16 protein-coding genes are annotated in these 20,679 nt (G+C 65.2%); 2 read left to right on the top strand and 14 right to left on the bottom strand.

What is annotated here, in order from left to right; translation table 11 throughout:
• The gene (locus ACTIEZ_RS10145) at positions 1-759 is read right to left on the bottom strand and encodes a competence/damage-inducible protein A (RefSeq protein ID WP_439546558.1); all 759 of its coding nucleotides are present in this window, start codon (positions 757-759) and stop codon (positions 1-3) included.
• An 81-nt stretch (positions 760-840) separates the two neighbouring features.
• Here ACTIEZ_RS10145 and map point away from each other — a divergent pair, with 81 nt between their 5' ends.
• Positions 841-1,665, top strand: a complete 825-nt coding sequence (gene map, locus ACTIEZ_RS10150; protein WP_439546559.1) for a type I methionyl aminopeptidase — start codon at positions 841-843, stop codon at positions 1,663-1,665.
• Here map and ACTIEZ_RS10155 read toward each other — a convergent pair.
• The 12 genes from ACTIEZ_RS10155 to ACTIEZ_RS10210 all read right to left on the bottom strand — a co-directional run bounded on the left by ACTIEZ_RS10155 (position 1,662) and on the right by ACTIEZ_RS10210 (position 15,180).
• Positions 1,662-2,357, bottom strand: coding sequence for a peptidylprolyl isomerase (locus ACTIEZ_RS10155; protein ID WP_439546560.1), 696 nt, complete (start codon positions 2,355-2,357; stop codon positions 1,662-1,664). The genes map and ACTIEZ_RS10155 overlap by 4 nt on opposite strands.
• Positions 2,358-2,366: 9 nt before the next feature.
• Entirely contained in the window at positions 2,367-2,999 is a 633-nt protein-coding gene (locus ACTIEZ_RS10160; protein ID WP_439546561.1) for a CDP-alcohol phosphatidyltransferase family protein, read from the bottom strand.
• Positions 2,999-4,261 (bottom strand): NupC/NupG family nucleoside CNT transporter, encoded by a 1,263-nt coding sequence (locus ACTIEZ_RS10165; protein WP_439546562.1) that lies wholly within the window; start codon positions 4,259-4,261, stop codon positions 2,999-3,001. The genes ACTIEZ_RS10160 and ACTIEZ_RS10165 overlap by 1 nt, the downstream gene beginning before the upstream one ends.
• On the bottom strand, positions 4,258-6,399 hold the full coding sequence (locus tag ACTIEZ_RS10170; RefSeq protein ID WP_439546563.1) for an FAD-dependent oxidoreductase: 2,142 nt from the start codon (positions 6,397-6,399) through the stop codon (positions 4,258-4,260). The genes ACTIEZ_RS10165 and ACTIEZ_RS10170 overlap by 4 nt, the downstream gene beginning before the upstream one ends.
• A 76-nt stretch (positions 6,400-6,475) precedes the next feature.
• On the bottom strand, positions 6,476-7,402 hold the full coding sequence (locus tag ACTIEZ_RS10175) for a formylglycine-generating enzyme family protein (protein ID WP_439546564.1): 927 nt from the start codon (positions 7,400-7,402) through the stop codon (positions 6,476-6,478).
• Positions 7,403-7,522: 120 nt separating this feature from the next.
• On the bottom strand, positions 7,523-8,617 hold the full coding sequence (locus tag ACTIEZ_RS10180) for a tyrosine-protein phosphatase (RefSeq protein WP_439546565.1): 1,095 nt from the start codon (positions 8,615-8,617) through the stop codon (positions 7,523-7,525).
• A 123-nt stretch (positions 8,618-8,740) separates the two neighbouring features.
• Complete coding sequence (locus tag ACTIEZ_RS10185; RefSeq protein ID WP_439546566.1) at positions 8,741-9,835, bottom strand: ABC transporter ATP-binding protein; 1,095 nt, start codon at positions 9,833-9,835, stop codon at positions 8,741-8,743.
• A gap of 3 nt (positions 9,836-9,838) precedes the next feature.
• Complete coding sequence (locus ACTIEZ_RS10190) at positions 9,839-10,660, bottom strand: carbohydrate ABC transporter permease (RefSeq protein WP_439546567.1); 822 nt, start codon at positions 10,658-10,660, stop codon at positions 9,839-9,841.
• Positions 10,661-10,683: 23 nt separating this feature from the next.
• The gene (locus ACTIEZ_RS10195) at positions 10,684-11,592 is read right to left on the bottom strand and encodes a carbohydrate ABC transporter permease (RefSeq protein ID WP_439546568.1); all 909 of its coding nucleotides are present in this window, start codon (positions 11,590-11,592) and stop codon (positions 10,684-10,686) included.
• Complete coding sequence (locus ACTIEZ_RS10200) at positions 11,589-12,866, bottom strand: ABC transporter substrate-binding protein (RefSeq protein ID WP_439546569.1); 1,278 nt, start codon at positions 12,864-12,866, stop codon at positions 11,589-11,591. Before ACTIEZ_RS10200 ends, ACTIEZ_RS10195 begins: the two co-directional genes overlap by 4 nt.
• Positions 12,866-14,392 carry a glucosylglycerol-phosphate synthase gene (gene ggpS, locus ACTIEZ_RS10205; RefSeq protein ID WP_439546570.1) on the bottom strand — a complete coding sequence of 509 codons (1,527 nt, stop codon included), beginning with the start codon at positions 14,390-14,392 and terminating at the stop codon, positions 12,866-12,868. Before ggpS ends, ACTIEZ_RS10200 begins: the two co-directional genes overlap by 1 nt.
• Positions 14,389-15,180: an HAD-IIB family hydrolase gene (locus ACTIEZ_RS10210; protein ID WP_439546571.1), complete on the bottom strand. Its 792-nt coding sequence runs from the start codon at positions 15,178-15,180 to the stop codon at positions 14,389-14,391. Before ACTIEZ_RS10210 ends, ggpS begins: the two co-directional genes overlap by 4 nt.
• Before the next feature lie 455 nt (positions 15,181-15,635).
• Here ACTIEZ_RS10210 and ACTIEZ_RS10215 point away from each other — a divergent pair, with 455 nt between their 5' ends.
• Positions 15,636-17,276, top strand: coding sequence for an alpha-amylase family glycosyl hydrolase (locus ACTIEZ_RS10215; RefSeq protein ID WP_439546594.1), 1,641 nt, complete (start codon positions 15,636-15,638; stop codon positions 17,274-17,276).
• 25 nt (positions 17,277-17,301) lie between these two features.
• Here the strand turns inward: ACTIEZ_RS10215 and ACTIEZ_RS10220 are convergent, their stop codons facing one another.
• Positions 17,302-20,511, bottom strand: coding sequence for a VPS10 domain-containing protein (locus ACTIEZ_RS10220; protein WP_439546572.1), 3,210 nt, complete (start codon positions 20,509-20,511; stop codon positions 17,302-17,304).
• Positions 20,512-20,679: the final 168 nt, after the last annotated feature.

The following is a 20,679-nucleotide window of genomic DNA, read 5'->3' on the forward strand; positions in this document are numbered from 1 at the left end:
TCAAAGTTCCCCGTCTATCGGCGTGATATCGTTTTGCGCCAATTCAGCCATCAGCATTTCGGCCACCACGGCCAATTGATCCAAACTCGTTGACCGCATGACGAAGTTCGCGCCAGTCTTGCCTTCGCGCCAGAACGGGTAGCTGCCGATCTGCACACCCGGATTGGCGCGCTCCACCCGGCTCAGCACGTCCGCCGCCTGGCTCTCCTGCGTCCACGCCGCCACCGTGCGCGACAGCACCGGTTGCCCACCCGGCAACTGGCCATCCAGCGCCGCCAACATGCCCTGCGTGATCATCGGCACGCCGGCCATGATGAAGATATTCTCCACCCGGATGCCAGGGGCCTTGGTGCGCGGATTCTCGATCAGGCTGGCGCCGTCCGGGGTGCGCGCCATGCGCAGCCGGGCGTCGGTCAACTGGTCGCCATAATGATGCTCCAGGATGGCGCGCGCATCGGGATGCACGATCACCGCCCGGCCCAGCGCCGCCGCAATGGCATCCACCGTGATATCATCGTGCGTCGGGCCGATGCCGCCGGTGGTGAACAGATAGTCGTGTTGCACCCGCAAGGCGTTCACCGCATCGGCAATCGCGTCCATCTCGTCGGCAACCACCCGCACTTCCTTCAGGCGAATGCCCTGCACACTCAACCACTTGGCGAGATAGGCCGCATTGGCATCCTGGGTACGGCCCGACAGGATCTCGTCCCCGATGATGACCAGGGCAGCGGTGTAGATGCGGGAAATGGGTTCGATCATAGGCCCCGTCTTTACGGTGTGGCCGCCCGCTTGTCATGCGCAAGATGGACTTGGGCTTGCCTGCGACTTATATGTGAAACCATGACGCAAGCGCTCTACACCACCATCATGGACCCGCACGAGGGGCAGTTGCGCCTGCACGGGCCGGCCGGGTTCGAAGGCATGCGCAACGCCGGGCGTCTGGCGGCCGAAGTGCTGGATTATCTGACGCCGTTCGTGCAGCCCGAAGTCGCGACGATCGAGCTCGACACCATGGCCTGGGATTTCGTCCGCGCCGCCGGGGCAGCGTCGGCCACGGTGTTTTACCGCGGCTTTTCCCATTCGCTGTGCACATCGGTGAACCATGTCGTCTGCCACGGCATCCCTGGCCCCAAGCGCCTGAAAAGCGGTGATATCGTCAACATCGACGTGACGGTGGTGGTCGATGGCTGGTACGGCGATACCAGCCGCATGTTCCTGGTGGGCGATGTGCCGTTGAAGGCGCGCCGGCTGGTGGACGTGACCTATGAATGCCTGATGCTGGGCATCGAACAGGCCAAGCCCGGCAAGACGCTGGGCGATGTCGGCCACGCCATCCAGACCCACGCCGAACGCAACCGCATGAGCGTGGTGCGCGATTTCTGCGGGCATGGCCTGGGCAAGGATTTCCACACGGCCCCCAACGTCGTCCATGTCGGCCGCCCCGGCCGAGGCGTTGTGCTGCAGCCAGGCATGTTCTTCACCATCGAACCTATGATCAACGCCGGCGGCCCGGCGGTGAAGGTGCTGGAAGATGGCTGGACGGCCGTTACGCGGGACCGGTCGCTATCGGCGCAGTTCGAGCACAGTATCGGGATCACCGAAACCGGCTGCGAGATTTTCACCGGCAGCCTCAAGGGCTGGCATGCGCCGCCCTACGCGGCCTAACGCCTTTTCACGACCGGCTTTTTTGCTGCCGGCTTGGGCGGCAACGGCACCAGCCGCTTGACGCTGATGATCTTCACCGGCGCTTCGATCATCTGGCCCTTCATGGCGCCGTCGCCCTTGGTAGCCGACACCGGCACGTTCAGGATCTGGCGCACCACATCCATGCCCTCGGTCACGCGGCCGAACACCGCATAGCCTGCGTTGTCGCCGCCGGCAGCCGGGTTGGCGTCCAGCGCCTTCAGGTTGCCCAATATGATGAAGAATTGCGCCTGCGCTGTGCCTACCGCACCGCGCGCCAGGCTGATCGCGCCTTCATCGTGGGTCAAGCCGGTGGTGGTGGTCGGTTCGTGGGCGACGGGCGGCAACAATTTGCGGCCATCCTGTATGCCCCCCTGCACCAGCCCGATGCTGCCATCCGGCGTCACCTTGTAGGCCCGATAAAAGGCCGCATTATCAAGCCGCTGCTCATCGACATGGCGCAGGATATAGCTGGCGGTGATCGGCGCGCGCTCGGTTTCCAGCGCGATGGTGATGGGGCCCAGCGCTGTGGTCATCACCACCTTCACCGTGGCCGGTGCCGGCGCCTCCGGTGCAGGTGCAGGCACGGCCGGCGGCGCCGGTGGCGGCACCTCCTGCGCATGAACCGGCAAGGCGGCGAACAGGGTGGCAATCAGCAGGGTGCGGCGAATCATGGGCACATCCTAAGCGCGTTTGTCACCCGAGCCAAAGCGCTGCCAGGCCATGGCGCTGCGCTGAAACACGGTCAGCACACACAAGGCGGCGTAGCCATAGGCAATCCACGCAAAATATTGCGGCAACAGGCACATGGCGACAAAGCAGAGGATGGTTTCGGTGCCCTCGGCCAGGCCGGTGCTGTAGAAAAAGCTCTTGCGGCCATGCGCGCTGGTTTCCTCGCCGCGCTTGGCGGCAATCACGGCGAAGGCCAGAAAGCTGATGCCGGTCAGCGTGAAGGCCGCCACCAGCAGCAGCGCCGGCAGCAGATTGGCGGCTGCGGCGAGGCCGAAACCGACCGGGATCGCCGTGTAGAACAGGAAATCGGCGAGGATATCGAGGTAACCGCCGAAATCGCTCGGCCCCCGATCCGACAGATGTGCCCGCGCCACCGCCCCGTCCAGCCCGTCGAGCAGCCGGTTGAGCAGGACCAGCCCCAACCCGATGATGAACTGCTCCTGCGATATCGCCACGGCCGCTGCCAGTCCCGGCACCATCCCAGCCAGGGTCACCGCATTGGCAGCGATCCCGGCCCGCGCCATCGCCCCGCCAAGCGCATTCAGCGGCGGATCGATCAGCGGTCGCAGGCGGGCATCGAACATCAGGCCAGACTCACCAGGCCGATCATTGCCCCGGTCAACAACGTCGCCAGATTGCCGGCCAACCAGCTTTTCAGGCCCAGCCCGGCCGCCTCTGCCCGGCGCTCGGGCGCCAGCGTGCCGATGGTGGACACGATCAGGCCGACACTCGCCAGATTGGCCACCCCGCACAGCGCATAGGTGACGATGAGCAGGCTGCGCGGCGTGAAGCTGCCGGCGGGGAGCGCCGCCAGATCGAGGAAGGCGACATATTCGTTCAGGATCGCCTTGGTGCCCATCAGGCTGCCCGCGGCCATGGCTTCGGCCCAGGGCACGCCGATGGCCCACATCACCGGCGCGAACAGCCAGCCCAGCAGCCGGCGCAGCGTGACCGGCGCAGCATCGACCAAAGGCAGCCAGGCCAGCAGTTGATCGACGAGATTGACCAGCGCGAAGGCCGTGATGATGATGGCGATCACCGCCAGCACCAGCTGCATCCCCTCCATGGCGCCGCGCACGATGGCATCCATGGCGCCGGCATAGGCAAGGTCAGGCTCGACCGGACCGGCGGTGGCATCGGCGCCATCCCACGGCACCAGCAGCCGCGCGAGCAGCACGGCCGCCGGCAACGACACCAGCGACGCAACGATCATGTGCCCAACCGCATTGGGCAGCGTCTTGCCGAGCGTGGTCGCATAAAGCACCAAGATCGCACCGGAAATCGTCGCCATGATCATCACCATGCACAGGAACAAATCGCTGCGCCGCATCGTCCCCAGCCAGGCGCGCAGCACCAGCGGGGTTTCCACCACCCCCAGGAACATCGTCGCGCCGCCAGCCAGCCCAACGACGCCATTGACGCCCAGCGTGCGCTGCAACGCCCACGACAGGCCCTTCACCGCCACGCGCAGCACGCCCCAGTGCCACAGCAGCGCCGACAGCGCCGAAAACACGATGATCAGCGGCAATATCTGAAAGGCGATGACCAGCGGCGGCCCCTGCCCCGGTTGCAGCACGAACGGGATCGGCGCGCCGCCCAGATAGCCGAACATGTAGCTCGATCCGGCCAGCGTCGCGACTTCGATGGCGCTCACCGCGCGATTGATCTGCGCCACCGCCGCCCAGATCAGCGGCACCTGAGTCGCCACCAGCGCAATGGCCAGTTGCAGCAGCAGCGCCCCGCCCAGCCAGCGCCAGCCGGGGCGTGACTTGCGATTCTCCGACAAGCCCCAGGCCAGCGCAACGATGCCAACGACTCCGATCAGGCCCTGAAACTGGGCGATCACCCGCGCCGCCAATCATGATAACGCCCGACCCAGCGCAGCAGGCCTTCGGGCGCATGCTTCTTCTTCCACACACCGGCGGCGAACTTGTTGGCCTCTGCCATGGTCGGATAGCTGTGGATGGTGCCCAAGATCCTGTTCAGCCCCAGCCCCTGCTTCATCGCCAGCACATATTCGGCCAGCAGTTCGCCGGCATGTTCGCCGACGATGGTGACGCCCAGGATGCGGTCCTTGCCCGGCGGGGTCAGCAGCTTGACGAAGCCCGTGGTAGCACTGTCGGCAATGGCCCGGTCCAGTTCGTGCAGCGGATAAAGTGTGACCTCGTGCGGCAAGCCGGCAGCCTTGGCATCAGCCTCGTTCAGGCCCACCCGCGCGATTTCCGGATCGAGAAAGGTCGTCCACGGGATGACGCGATAATCCACCTTGAACTGCCGCAAATGGCCGAACAAGGCGTTCACGCTGGCATACCAGGCCTGATGCGACGCGACATGGGTGAACTGATACGGCCCGATGATATCACCGGCGGCGAAGATATTGGGGTGCAGCGTGGCCAGATGCGCATCCGTCGCCAACGGTGCATCGGTGTCGATGCCGAGTTCCTCCAGACCATAGCCCTTCAGCCGCGCCTTGCGCCCCACTGCCACGATCAACGCGTCATAGGCGATGGTGCGTTCGCTGCCATCGGCCCGCAGTACCAACTGGCGCGGCGCATCCACCCGCACTGCTTCATGCCCGGTCAGCACCTGCACGCCCGACGCTTCGAGCGCAGCACGCGCCAGCGCCGCCACATCATCATCTTCTCGCGGCAGCAGCCGGGGGCCGCGCTCGACCTGGGTGACGTCGCCGCCGAGCCGGGCCAGCGCCTGCGCCAATTCACAGCCAATCGGCCCGCCGCCCAGCACCACGATCCGGCGCGGCAGCGCATCCAGCGTCGCGAAATGCGCCCACATCGTCTCGCTGGTCAGGTGATTATGTGCGTCCAGCCCCGGCAGATCGGGCACCACCGGCGCGGCGCCGGCGGCCAGGATGATGCTGCGCGTGGTCAGCCGCCGGGTGCTGCCATCATGGCCGGCGATTTCCACCGTCCACGGATCGATGATGCGGGCATGGCCCGGCACCACATCCACGCCCAGCCCGGTGTAGCGTTCCACGCTGTCGTTGGGGGCAATGGTGGCAATGGCCGCCTGGATGCGGGCCATCACGGCGCGAAAATCAAACTGCGGCTCGGTCGGCAACAGGCCATAAGCATCGGCATGGCGCATCTGGTGCGCCACCCGCGCCGATTTGATCAGTGCTTTCGATGGCACGCAGCCATAGTTCAGACAGTCCCCGCCCATTTCCCCGGCCTCCACCAGCGTGACCTTGGCGCGCACTGTTGCGCCGATCAGCGAGGACACCAGCCCGGCCGCGCCAGCGCCGATCACCACCAGATTGCGATCGAACCGGCGCGGCCGCTGCCAGCGCGCCTGCACCTTGCGGCGCTTGATGATGGCCATGATCCAGCGCCCCAGCCACGGCAGCAGGCCCAGCGCCGCAAACGACGCCAGCAACCCCGGCGACGCGACATCCGCCAGCGTGTCGATGCCCGCCAATTGCGTGCCGGCATTCACATAGACGATGGTGCCAAGCAGCATACCGGCCTGGCTGACCAGATAAAATGTGCCGGTGCGGATCGGCGTCAGCCCCATCAACAGATTGACGAGGAAAAACGGGAACACCGGCACCAGCCGCAGTGAAAACAGATAGAAGGCGCCATCGCGCGCCACGCCGTCGTTGATCGGCCGCAGCCGCTCCCCGAAACGCGCCTGCACCATGTCGCGCAGCAGATAGCGCGAGACCAGAAACGCCAACGTCGCCCCGATCGACGAGGCAAACGACACGATCAGCGTGCCCAGCGCCAGCCCGAACAGCGCCCCGCCGGCCAGCGTCATGATCACGGCGCCGGGCAACGACAGCGCGGTCACCGCCACATAGATCAGGAAAAACCCGCCAGCCACTTGCCACGGGTGGGCATCGCGCAGCGCAGCAAATTCGGCCTGACGGGCCTTCAGCGCGTCGAGCGAAAGATATTGGCCGATGTCGAACAGCACGAACGCCGCGATGGCCAGCACCAGCAACAGGGCAATGGCGATGCGTTTCATTGTGGGGTGATGCTGCAAGCCATGGCTTCACCCTGCCCCGCTGCCGCGCGCGCGTCCATGGCCGAACGTGCGCGCTTCATGCCCGGATGACGCAGCGAAAGCCGATGTGGGTCGTCGCCGTATCGATCATTTCCGGGTGGCGCGCCGCCGGGCGAAAGCGCTGGCAATGATTGACCGCGCATAGATGTGACCCGCCTTTCAGCACCTTGCGGCCGATCTTCACCTGTGGCTGCGCTGGATCGAAACTGCCCCACAATTGGCCCCCGCGCGGATTTTCGATGGTGCAGCAGGCACCGGGCTGGCGCTTGCGCGCCGGGCTCGGCCGGTCCTGCCACCAATCCTGCGTCCATTCCCAGACATTGCCGATCATGTCGAACAGGCCATGGCCATTGGCCGGATAGAAGCGCACCGGCGAGGTGCCGGCCCAGCCGTCCGCCGCGCTGTTGTGATGCGGAAATTCGCCCTGCCAGTAATTGGCCAGCATGCGCCCCTCCGGCGCCAGTTCATCGCCCCAGGCAAAATCCCGACCCTCCAGCCCGCCGCGCGCCGCATATTCATGCTCGGCCTCGGTCGGCAGCGCCTTGCCGGCCCATTTCGCAAAGGCCGCGGCATCGGCCCACGCCACCTGCACCACCGGATGATCCCATAAATCCAGCGCATCCAGATTACTGCCCGGCCCCTGCGGATGCCGCCAATCGGCACCCGGCACAAAGCGCCACCACAGATGATAATGGGTCAGCGGTACCGGGCCACGGGTCGGCGTGAACACCAACGCGCCGGGCACTGCCAGTTCGGGCTTCATGCCAGGATAGTCCCTGGGATCAGGCGCGATTTCCGCCAGCGTGACATGGCCGGTTTCCGCCACGAACCGCGCAAATTCGCGATTGGTCACCGGCGTTTCGTCGATCCAGAAATCATCCACCCGCACCTGGCGCAGGGGCGATTCTTCGGGATACCAGCCCGTCGCCCCCATGGTGAAGTCGCCGCCCGCAATGCGGCGCATGCCGTTCGTCCTGCTGCTGTCGGCCATCTGCGAAGTTCCTGCGGTCTGCCCGCATCTATGGCCGCACCAACCTGTCGCGCAAGCCAGCGTGCATCGTGCAGCCGCAGGAACCGTGCCCGATCAGCGCTGCAGATACAGGCCCTGCAGCCGCTTGCGTTCAGCCGGACCCAGGCCCAGCGCATCGGTGAAATAGCGATCGAGGCCGCCACGCTTGTCGATCTCGGCCAGCGCCGCATCGATATAGGCGCGGTCCACGCCCATAAACGCCTGCGCCACGCCCGGCGGCAAGCGCGCAAACATCGCCATGGTGGGATCGGGCTTGGCGTCGGGACGCGGCGCGGCCGGCCGATAATATTGGTTGGACAGCAGGAAATCGGCCATCGCCACGTCCCTGTCCACCCCCAGCGCCAGCAGGATCAGCACGGCGGCCATGCCGGTGCGATCCTTGCCTGCCGAACAATTGAAGGCCAACGGTGCCCGGCCCGCCAGCAATTCGGCAAACATCTCCTTGTATTGGCCGGCAAACTGGAAGGGCAGTTCGCGATAGAAACCCGCCATCGCGCCGCGCGCCTGTTCCGGCGTGACCGTCGCACCGCCGGCAAACACCGCCATCATCGGCCGCAGATCCAGCTCATAATCGCGGGTCAGGATATTTGGCGCGGCGCCTGCCGGCCAGTTGACGACATCGCGGCTGCGCTCCCCATTGGCGCGAAAATCGCAGACGGTGCGGATGCCCAGCTTGGACAGCGTGACGAAATCCGCCGCCGTCAGAGCGGCCATCACCGCCGATCGATATAATTGCCCCCAGCGCACTGGCCGGCCGCCAGCACCGCGATAGCCACCCAGATCGCGGAAATTGCTGCCGCCCTCCAGCGGCAGCAAGCGCTCTGCCACCCGCACATCCAGCCCCCGCGCATCACGCAGCAGGAAATAGGGCCGCGGGTTGGCGGCAGCCGTCACCACCAGCCTGTCCCCGGTGCTGGCCGTGCCGATCAACCTGCCCTCGCGCTGCGCCGCATCGGCCGTTGGCAGCGCATAGACTTGCACTGGCCCCGTCAGGCCCGCCCAGCCCAGCGTGATCTTGTCACCCTCACGCTCGGCCGTTGCCGTCACTGTCGCCGCGACCGCAAGTCTGGCCATCGCCGGTGCCGGCAGCAGCACCGGGGAAACGGCCGCCAGGCTGGCGGCAATGGCGGCGCTCAACAGATTGCGCATGATGTCTGGCCCCTGATTCAAGCGTTGCAGCGCACGCCGCCGCCAACGCGGGCAGAATTTAGGGCGTGATTCTTTCACCTCAGGGACAAATAGATGACGCTTCCGCGACTCCCACTGTGCCGCTCAATCGGCATGGGCGGCCTTTGGAAAATGGATCGCCTTGCCATGCTGATCGAAAAGCTGGAGGCGCGACGCCGGGATCGACAGCATGATGTCAGGGCCAGCGTCAGGCCCGCCCGCGTGCTGCCTGCGGATGGCAAGTTCCTGCCCGCCCAGCAGCCGCACATGCACGATGCTCACCTCGCCCAGTTCCTCCACGCGGAAGATGCGCGCAGAAATGCATTCATCGTCAGCCGCATCCGCATCCACGATCGCAATATCCTCCGGGCGAATGCCCAGCGCGGCAATCGCAGCGCCGGCGGCATGCGGCGGCAGCTTGATCACGCCGCCGCCGGCCAGGGACGCGTGGCCATCGGCGATGCGATCCGGCTCAAGGAAATTCATCGCCGGTGAGCCGAGAAACGCCGCGACATAGCGGGTGGCCGGGCGGTGATAAAGTTCACTCGGCTTGCCGACCTGCTCGATCCGGCCGCCGTTCAGGATCACCATGCGATCGGCCAGCGACATCGCCTCCACCTGATCGTGGGTCACATAAATGATCGTCGATCCCAGCCGCTGGTGCATGTCGGCCAGCTCCAACCGGGTGCGGGCACGCAGGGCGGCGTCCAGGTTGGACAGCGGCTCATCGAACAGCAGCACGCGCGGCTGGCGCACGATGGCGCGGGCAATGGCCACGCGCTGGCGCTGCCCACCCGACAATTGCCGCGGCTTGCGATCGAGCAATTCGGTGATCTGCAGCATCTGCGCGGCCTCAGCGACTTTCTGGGCAATGGTCTCGCCGCCAGTGCGCGCCAGTTGCAGGCCAAAGCCGATATTCTCGCGGACGCTCATGTGCGGATAAAGCGCATAGGATTGAAACACCATCGAGATGCCGCGCGCCGATGGCGGCAGATCGGTAACATCCTCCCCATCGATGACGATGCGCCCGGCGCTGGGGGTTTCCAGCCCGGCGATCATGCGCAGCAGCGTGGATTTGCCCGATCCGGATGCCCCGATGAACACGATGAATTCACCGCTGTTGATATCCAGATCGACGTTCCGGATCACCTCGGTGGTACCAAACCGCTTGGCGACCTGGCGCAATTGCACGGCGCTCATCGTCTATCCCTTCACTGCGCCGGCCGTCAGGCCCGCGACCAGCCGGCGCTGAAAGATCAGCACCAGCACGATCAACGGCACCGTCACGATGGTCGAAGCTGCCATGATATTGCCCCACGGCAGTTCATACTGGCTGGCGCCGGTGATCAGCGCGATGGCGACCGGCACCGTGCGCTGCTCGTTGGTCAGCGTGAAGCTGAGCGCGAACAGAAACTCGTTCCACGCCGCAATGAACGCCAGCAGACCGGTGGTGATCAGCGCCGGCCCCAGCAACGGCAGGAAAATCCGGGTGACGATGATCCACGGCGTCGCCCCGTCCATGATCGCGGCTTCCTCGATCTCGATCGGCAGATCGCGCATGAAGGCGGTGAGCACCCAGACGGTGAACGGCAGCGTGAAGATCATGTAGCTGAACACCAAGGACCACAGGCTGTTATAGAGATCGAACAGGCGGATGATCTCGAACAGGCCGGTCAGCACCGCGACCTGCGGAAACATCGACACGCCCAGCACCGTGTAGAGCAGCAGCCGGCGCCCGACGAAGCGCGTGCGGGCCAGCGAATAGGCCGCCAGCGTGCCGATGCCGAGCGACAAGGCCACCACCGCGCCGGCCACCACCACCGAATTGAGGATATTGCGCGCAAACGGCTGTTCCGTCAGCACGGCGCGATAATGTTCCAGCGTCGGCGCGGATGGCCAATAGGCCGGCTGAAACATGTCGGCGCCCGGCCGCAGCGAGCTGACCACCGCATAATAAAAGGGAAATAGCAGGAACAGCGCCAGGATGATCCACAGCGCCATGATGGCCAGGCGCCCGGCAGCCAAACGTATCGTACGCCGCGACAAGATCATCGCTCATCGCCCAGGGGCCGCAGCACCGCGACATAGACGATGGTCACAGCCAGGATGATCAGGAACAGGCTGGACGCCGCGGCCGAGCCATAGCCGACATCCTGAAACGACACGAGCTGTTCGCGGGCATATACCGACAGCATCATCGTCTCGCTGCTGGTGCCGGTGAGCACATAGACCAGATCGAACATGCGCAGCGCATCGAGCAGGCGGAACACCACCGCCACCGCCAGCGCCGGGCGGATCAGCGGCAGGGTGACGCGGAAAAACACCCGCACCGGATGAATGCCATCGACCCGCGCCGCTTCGTAACAATCGCGCGGCAGCATCTGCAGCGCGGCCAGCACCAGCAGCGCCACGAACGGTGTGGTTTTCCAGACGTCGACGATAATGATCGACAGCATCGCCAACCCGGAGCCGCCCAGCCAGGCCTGCGGCGTTTCCAACAGCCCGGCGCGCAGCAGCAGATCGTTGATGACGCCGAACTGATCATTCAGCATCCAGCCCCAGATCTTCGCCGAAACCACCGTCGGGATGGCCCAGGGCACCAGCATCGCTGCACGCATCAGCCCGCGCCCCGGCAGATTGGCATTGACCAGCAACGCGATGCCCACGCCCAGCACGGTTTCCAGCGCGACCGAAACGGCCGCGAACACCAAGGTATTGCGCAGCGCGCGCAGCCACTGCGGATCGCTGAGCACGCCGTACCAGCGGCCATCCACGAACGTCAGATAATTGCTGAGCCCGACGAAATCATGCCGGGTCATGTCGACCAGCGTGGCGTTGGTGACGCTGTAGTAAAATGTGCGCGCCAGCGGCCAGGCCGCGACCAGCAGCAGCACCAGCAGCATGGGCGCCAGAAACAGCCAGATGCTGCGCCGGCTGGTCAGCCCGGCCCCGCTCATCGCCAACCGGCCCGAAAGGCGATCCGATCGAGCTCTGTTTCCAGCTGTTGCAGCGCCGCGCCGGCCTCGGCCTTGCCCGACAGCGCATCATGCCCGGCCCGCCAGATCGCATCGGACACCTGGTTGTAACGCGGCCCGGCCTGCCGCGCCGGGCGCGGCACCGCCGCCTGCAGCGATGGCAGCAGCGCCGCGAAAAACGGGTTGGCCGCCAATATGGCCTGATCCTGATAGAGATCGATGATGGTCGGGTTGTAGGCGCCGCGAATGGCACGATCCTTCTGCACGGCCGCGCTGGTCAGATAGCGCACCAGCGCCATGGCTTCGCGGGGATGCCGGGAATAGCGGGACACCGCCAATTGCCAGCCGCCCAGCGTGCCGGCATTGGCGCCGTCCTCCCCGCCGCGGGGCAGTGCCACCACGCCGATCTTGCCGCGCACCGGGCTGGCCGGCGATTGCGCCAGCGCCCAGGCATAGGGCCAGTTGCGCATGAACACGGCATTGCCGGTCTGGAAAACCCCGCGCGCAGCTTCTTCATCATAATTCAGCACGCCGCGCGGGCTGATGCTGCCCATCCAGCCGCTGGCCTCGTTCAGCGCGGCCACAGCCCGCGGATTGGCAACGGTGATGCGCCGGTCGCCCGCAAGAAACGTGCCGCCACCATGCGACACCACCCACTCCAGCATGTTGCAGGTCAGGCCTTCATAGGCCTTGCCCTGAAACACGAAGCCCCACAGCCGCGCATTGCCCGCCGCGCGTTCACCGGACTGGATCAGCGCGGCGGTGCGCGCCATCTGCGCCCAGGTGCGCGGCGGCGACTGGCCATATTTTGCCAGCAGATCCTGCCGATAATAGAGCACGCCAACATCGACATACCAGGGCATCGCAACCAGCCGGCCGTCCACTTTGTTGTTGGCAATCAGGGCCGGAAAATTGCCGGCGGTGCGATCGCCCAGCGCCGGCGTGAGATCGGCAAGATGCGTGGCCAGCATCCCCGGCCACACCACATCGATCTGCAAGACATCGATGTCCGGCGAACGCGACGCCAGCAACTGCACATAGAGCGCAAAGCGATCGGTGCTGCTGTTGGGCGTGTTGATGATGTCCACCTGGTTGCCGGTCTGCTGCGCCCAGGCCTGCGTGGCGTCACGACACAGCGTGAGTTCAAGCCCGAGCGCGCCGCAGGCAATCGCCAGCCGCACGCCCGCCGCCATGGCGGGCCGGGCCGGCAATGCCAGCAGGCTGACCAGCGCCAGCAAGCGCAGCCATCGCACCATCAAGCCGCCGGGCTGAGCGTGCGCCGTTCCGGTTCGACGGCAAAGCCGACCGCGGCAAAATTGGCGAAGACATGCTCCGTCCAGTAACCGATATCGCGCGCCGCCACCGATGCGCGCATCTTGGCCATGCGCGCCGCGCTTTCGGCTTCGGTCATCGCCAGCGCCTCGTCGATGGCGCGATCGACATCGCGATTGCCGTTGGGATTGGTGTAGATGGCATCCGGCAGTTCGACCGCACAACCAGCGAATTCCGAAATGACCAGCGCGCCAGGCCGGCCATCCTTGGCGGCCACGAATTCCTTGGCCACCAGGTTCATGCCATCGCGCAAAGGGGTCGTCAGGCACAGATCAGCCACCCGATAATGCGCCAGCAGCTCGTCGAACGGGATCGGGGTGGAGCTGAACACGATCGGGGTCCAGTCCATCGTCGACCATTGGCCGTTGATGCGGCCGACATGGCCTTCGATATCGCGCTGGATATCGTCATAGGCGGTCATGCCGCTGGCGGCCTTTACCGATACGCACAGCAGCTTGACCGCACCGCGCAGCGCCGGGCGCCGTTCCAGCAAGCGTTCAAACGCCAACAGGGCCTCGATGGTGCCCTTGGTGTAATCGGATCGTGCAACCGACACGAACAGCTTGCGGCCGCGCAGGCTTTCGCTGATCTCCTGCTGCATGGCCTGGCTGGCGTCCGTGGCCAGCACGGCATCGATCAACTGCACATCCACACCCACCGGCGACACGTCGATCAAGATGTCGCGCGATCCGGCCCGCAGGTTGGTCGGCACGGTCGGTTCGGACAGGGCCTGCCCCGGTACATGCAGAAATGGCGACACATCGGCGGTTCGGGTGATCACCGCACCTGACATGGCGACCGCCAGATCGGCGAAATTCTTGGCGTAGCGCGGGATGTGAAAACCGACCATGTCGCAATCGAGCAGGCTTTCCAAAATCTGCAGGCGCCACGGCAGCACGTTGAAGATATCGGCAGCGGGAAACGGGGTGTGGTGGAAAAAGGCGATCTTCACGTCTGGCCGCAGCCGGCGCAGATAATGCGGCACCATCCACAGATTATAGTCGTGAATCCACGCCAGCCCGCCCGGCGCGACCTGCGCGGCCGTCGCTTCGGCAAAGCGACGGTTGACATCGAGAAACACCGGCCAATCGACCGGATCATAGCTGTAGAGCCAGGGGAAGCTGTGCAGCACCGGCCAGAAGGCGGCCTTTGATGTGGTGTGGTAGAAACTGTTGACCTGTTCCTTGGTCAACGGCAGGCGCCGCACCATGAAACCGTCATTGTCATCGTCGATCTGGATGATCTTATCGAAATCCGGATCGGTTTCGGGATCATGTTCCTTCCACGCCACCCAGGCGCCATCCCCCGGCGCCAGCCGACGGAAAAAGCTTTTCAGGGTTGGCACGATGCCATTGGGGCTGCGATTGGCGCGAAACTTCGTCTCCCCATCCTCGACATATTCCTCATAGGGTTGACGATGATAGACGATCACCAGCGATGATTGTTTCATGTGGCGTCACCCAATCCGAAATGTGCGATCGCTTCCGTGATGCCCGCAGCGCCGTGCCCGGCACTGCGATACATATGTGGGTGCGTCGGCAAGGCCGCGACCAGCCGTGGTTCACTGTTGCCGACGGCGACGCCCTTGAAGCCGGCGGTGAACATCGACAGATCGTTCATCGTGTCGCCGGCCACCAGCACCCGATCCTCGGGCAGGCCCAGCGCTGACACCATGCGGCGCAGCGTCGGCCCCTTGGCGATGCCGCGCGGCAGCACATCCAGATAGAGATCAGCCGACAACAGACAGTCAAAGCCGGCGGCTTCGATCTTGCGGATGGTTTCCTCACGCAGGGTGTTGGGATCATAATAATAGCTGACCCGGTGACGGAATTGCGCGGGCTGCAGTTCCAGCCCCGGCTCGCCCGCCAGCAATTGCTGCACGCGCGCATTGGCGTTGTCCCAGCGCGCCGCGATGTCCGCCTCCAGCTCGGCAACCGGCGCAAAATCGGCCTCGACATCATAAACCGACGTGCCGACATCGCCGACGATATAGCGCGGGCGCGGCAGGCCGGGCTGATCGAGCAACCGGCGCAGGAAGGCAAGATCGCGCCCGGTCACGAAGATCAGCAGCACATCATCCCGCGCCGAAATGCTTTCGTACAGGGCCTGGCGATCAGCACGCGAACCGCCCAGGAATGTCCCATCCAGATCGGTGGCCAACACCAGATTATGGGCATTTGCGGGGTCGACCTGCTGCTCGGCGACTGCGGCCGTCGCGCCGCCACGCGCTGCCGTCATGACCGACTCCCGGCTGCCAGCCTCCCGGGCTGTACGGCCCAGACGGTGCAGGCACAATAATATCCGGTAAATTCATTCTGAAAAATCGACATGAACAGCAGACTCCCTTCAATCTATTCAAAACTTGCTCAACGAAACCGTTGTGAAACCCTATGGCTTGAGTAGATGTTCAACCATACACAACAGCCTACCGCAAATGCTGATGTTGCATGCGCGGCAGGAATTTCAAATGACTTCACGCGTACAGGAAACCATCCGTTAGCAACGAACGCAATGTCAACAGGTTCGACCACAGCTCTTGATTCTTTTGGCCTGACCGGTAGAATTTCGGGATGGGCTGTGGCGTTGACCGGCCCGACGCTTTCCTGGCTATCTGCTGGCCTTCGCAACTGCACACTCTGCCCGAACCAGCGCTTGCCGCCGCTGACACATTGCTGGAGTAGCATCGACCCGTGATGAAGAATCCCGAACAAGACACCATGACCAGGCAACCATCAGCCCAGGCCGCGGCACCGCCCTGGTGGCGCGGCGCCACCATCTATCAAATCTATCCGCGCAGTTTTCAGGACAGCAATGACGATGGCGTCGGCGATCTCGACGGCGTCACCAGCCGCCTCGAACATGTCGCGTCGCTGGGCGTCGATGCGATCTGGCTGTCGCCCTTCTATACCTCGCCGATGCGCGATTTCGGCTATGATATTTCCGATTATTGCGATGTCGATCCGGTGTTCGGCACGCTCGACAGCTTTGTCCGCCTGCTGGCCCGCGCCCATGACCTGGGCCTCAAGGTGTTGATCGATCAGGTCTATTCCCACAGCTCCAGCGATCATCCCTGGTTCGCCGAAAGCCGCAGCAGCCGCACCAATCCGCGCGCCGACTGGTATGTGTGGGCCGATCCCCGCGCCGACGGCACGCCGCCCACCAACTGGCAGTCGATCTTCGGTGGACCAGCCTGGAAATGGGATCCCATGCGCGGCCAATATTATATGCACAATTTCCTGCCGAGCCAGCCGCAGTTCAACCTGCACAACCCGGCGGTGCAGGATGCCCTGCTCGATGTGGCGCGCTTCTGGCTCGATCTGGGCGTCGATGGCTTTCGCATCGATGCGCTCAATTTCGCGATGCACGACCCGGAATTGCGCGACAATCCGCCGGCGATGGTGCTCGATCCGTCGGTGGCGCGGCCGTTCGATTATCAGCATCAGACCTTCAGCCAATATCACCGCCACACGCCGCGCTTCCTGGAACGGCTGCGCAAGCTGACCAACCAATATGCCGGCATCTTCACCCTGGCCGAAGTCTGCGCCGACGATGGCAATGTCGCCATCAAACGCTTCATCAAAGGCGCCGAGCGGATGAACAGCGCCTATGGCTTTGATTTCCTGTATGCACCAACGCTGACCCCAGCGACCGTCAGCGCGGTGATGTCCCACTGGCCGGATGAGCCCGGCATGGGCTGGCCAAGCTGGGCCTTTGAAAATCATGATGCACCGCGCGCCGTGTCGCGCTGGTGCCTGCCCGATGCCCGCGATCGTTTTGCACCGATGAAGATGGCGCTGCTGGTGGCGCTGCGTGGCACGGTGATCGTCTATCAGGGCGAGGAATTGGGCCTGGAGCAGGATGATCTGCCGTTCGAACTGCTGAAGGACCCCGAAGCCATCGCCAACTGGCCGCGCACCCTGTCCCGCGATGGCGCCCGCACCCCGATCCCGTGGGACGACACGCCGTCGGGCGGATTCACGACCTCCGCAACGCCGTGGCTGCCGCTGGGCGATGCCAACCGGGCGCGGTCCGTGCTCGGCCAGAATGCCGACCCGGCGTCGATGCTCAATATCACGCGCGAGATCCTCGCCCTGCGCCACTCATGCCCGGCGCTGCGCCTCGGCAGCCTGGAAAACTGCCAGGCCGAAGGCGATCTGCTGGTCTTCGACCGGGTGCTGGACGACCTGCGTGTGCGTTGCCTGTTCAATCTGGGCGATCAGGAAATGGCGTTCCCGACCATTTCGGATGGCGACGAAATCATCCTGTCCATCAACAATGCCGCGCGCGATCGCCTGCCCGGTTATGCCGCGCTGTTCTGGCGATGCGATTGGTGACCCCGCAACGCCGCACCCTGCGGCGTCACGCGGGTGACAGGCGAAGCTCCGGAAGGCCGCGACCCTGCGCCTGCGCATTATAACGCGCCAGTTCCCCGGTGGTGATCGCCTGCAACCGCGCCCGCACCGCCTGCCATTGCTGATCAAGCTCTGCCTTGCGCTGCACCCAGCTCGCGGGCGGACGGCCTTCGGCGCTGCCAGAGCTATACCCGCCATCGCCCACCAGCATGCCGTAAAGCGTGCCATATTGGGCGCTCAGGCCGGCGGGCACGCCGCGTTCACCAGGGACCGGTAACGGCACGAACGTCGCCTCCACCGCGCGAAGCGCCTTATCAAGCGCCGCCGCCTGGCCGGTCAGGGGGGCCGTCCGGGGAACGTTCGCCCCAGCGTCAGCCCCCGTTGCAGTGGCTTTGTCCGGCGCGCCGGACAAGGCACCGCGCAGCGCGCGCACGTCGGCCAGCGTGCGGTTCATGGCGCTGATCGTGTCGCGCGCCGCGCTGGCCACGGCATATTGCGCGTCATAATCGGCCTGGGTGATATCGGGCGCACGCGGGTTGCCGGTCACCGTCAACGGCTGCGTAGCCACCTGCGTCCCTGTAGTCAGCCGAACCGTGTAGCGCCCCGGCGGCACCTTCACCCCCTGCCCGGCGCGCGCGCCACTGCCATCCGGCCGCGGCCCCTGCGGCCCTTCGGCGCGCAAGTCCCACACGACGCGGTGGAAGCCCGGGGTCGTGGCCATCTGGTCCGGCTTCGTGTCGGCGGCGGCCCCTTCACCTGCAGCCTCCTTCGTATCGAAGCGGCGCACCACGGTGCCGCGCGCATCCAGGATCTCCAGCGTCGCATCCGCAGCCTTGGCGCTGAGCACATAATGGATCAGCGCCCCGTGCGGCAGGTCGTCGGGCAGCACCAGTTCTACCTCCTGCAGCGGCATGGCGCCCACCCCGCGCGCTGCGGGGCGCGGCGCATAAAGCCGCGCCGTGCCTGGCTGCGCCATGCGGGAAGCTGCCTCGGCGGCCAGTTCGCGCAGCGGCCCCAGATCGTCCAATATCCAGAACGACCGCCCCTGCGTGGCCACCGCCAGGTCGCCGCGGTGCACCTTCAGGTCCATCACCGGCGTCATCGGCAGGTTGAGCTGCAGCGACTGCCAGCGCGCGCCATCATCGAAGGAGACAAACAGCCCGAATTCGGTGCCCGCATACAACAGCCCGCGCTGCTGATCATCCTCGCGCACCACCCGCACCGGATGGTTGGCGGGGATGCCGTTGGCGCCATCGGCGATCCGCGTCCATGTCGCACCAAAATCATCGGTGCGATAGACATGCGGAGTGAAGTCATCCAGCCGGTAACGGTGCGCAGCCACGAAGGCGCGGCCCGGCGCATGCGGCGACACCTCGATGCGGTTGATGGTCGTCAGCGGCGGCAGCCCCTTCGGCGTGATCTCGGTCCAGCGCGCGCCGTCATCGCGGGTGATGTGCAGGCGGCCGTCGTCGGTGCCCACCCAGATGGTGCGCGCATCGTGCGGCGATGGCGCCACCGCCAGGATGGTCGTGAACGTCTCCGCGCCGTTAGGGCCATCGGCGGTGATCGGCTCGCCCGGCCAGGCCTGATAACGCGGGTCGTTCGTCGTCAGATCCGGCGAGATGCGGGTCCAGGTGTCGCCGCGGTCGCGGCTGCGGTACAGATATTGGCTGGCATGAAACACGGTGGCCGGCTCAATCGGGCTCACCACGATCGGCGCCAGCCATTGCCAGCGGTTGATCTTGTCCCGCGGTGCGATCGCCATCGCCTCCGGCAGGACGGAGATGCTCACCCTGGTGTCGTTGCGCACATCATAGCGGTTGATATGGCCGCCATAACAGCCGCCGAACAGGATTTCCGGATGATCGGGGTGCAGCGCGGCCGGGCCGGTCTCGCAGCCGGCGGCATAGCCCCATTCCTGCTGCGCGCGCAGCGAATTGTGCAGGCGCCGCTGCAACACGCTGATGCTCGAATTGTCCTGCTGTGAACCATACAGGCGGTAGGGGACCTGATTGTCCACCTGCACGTCGTACAGCTCGGCGGTGGGCTGGTTGTACACCGAAGAGAAGGTGCGCCCGTCGTTCACGGTCACCACCGTGCCGCCATCGTTGGACATGCCGAAGATGCGCGGGTCGCGCGGGTTGATCCAGATATCGTGGGTGTCGCCGTGCGGCACCGGGATCTTCGTGAACGTCGCACCGCCATCGGTTGATCGCAGCAGCGGCACGTTCATCACGAACATCTTGTCGGCATCCACCGGGTCAGCGCGCACATGGCCGTAATACCAAGGCCGCCCGCGCACCTGCGCATCGCTGTTGACCAGCGTCCAGCTTTCGCCGCGATCGTCCGAACGATACAGGCCGCCGTCCGGCTCCGCCTCCACCAGCGCCCAGACGCGGCGCGGATTGGCCGGCGACACCGTCACCCCCACCTTGCCGACCAGCCCCGTCGGCAGGCCGCCGCCCAGCTTTTTCCATGACCCGCCGCCATCGGTGGTCCGGTACACGCCGCCTTCCGCGCTGCCGGAAATCATCGTCCACGGCTTGCGTTCGATGCGCGACATCCCGGCATAGACCTCGTCGGGGTTGTCGGGGCTCATCGACAGCGTCACCGCGCCGGTGCCGTCGTTCAGGAACAGCACATGGTCCCAGGTGGCACCGCCATCGCGCGTGCGATAGACGCCGCGTTCCTTGTTGCGGCCAAAGGGATGGCCGAGCGCGGCGACATAGACGATATCGGGATTGGTCGGATGCACCACCAGCTTGCCGATGGCACCCGATTCCGGCAGCCCCACGTGGCGCCAGCTCTTGCCGCCATCAACCGATTTCCACACGCCGCGCCCCACCGAGCTGTTGCCGCGGATGCCGGCCGAACCGGTGCCGACATAGATGATGCGCGGATCACTGTCGGCCACATCGATGGCACCGATATTGCCGACGTCCAGAAAGCCGTCGGTGATATTCGTCCAGTGGCCGCCGGCATCGTCGGTTTTCCACACGCCGCCGCCGGTGGTGCCCATGAAGAACACATGGGGCTGCTCGGCAATGCCGGTGACGGCAGTCGCGCGGCCGCCGCGAAACGGCCCGACCATGCGGTACGAAAGGCCGGCATAGAGCGAGGGATCGACGGCAGGTGGAACGGCCGGCGCCGGTACCTGCGCGTTGAGCCCTGCGACCGGAAGGAAGAGGAGGAGCGCCAGCCCGACATTGCGGAACATCACGGCGGTTAACCGATTGGAAGAGCGGCTTGAATGGAGCATGCCATCTTGTGGTACAGGAACCCGCGTCGTGCAAGGCTCTCCCGCAAGCCGGACGTAAAAAGGGCCGCGGTTATCGCGAACCATCGGCCCTTGTGCGGATCGTGAACAACATCTGCCCCCAAACTT

The sequence above is a fragment of the Sandarakinorhabdus sp. genome (genome assembly GCF_051860625.1).
Classification (GTDB): Bacteria; Pseudomonadota; Alphaproteobacteria; order Sphingomonadales; family Sphingomonadaceae; genus Sandarakinorhabdus.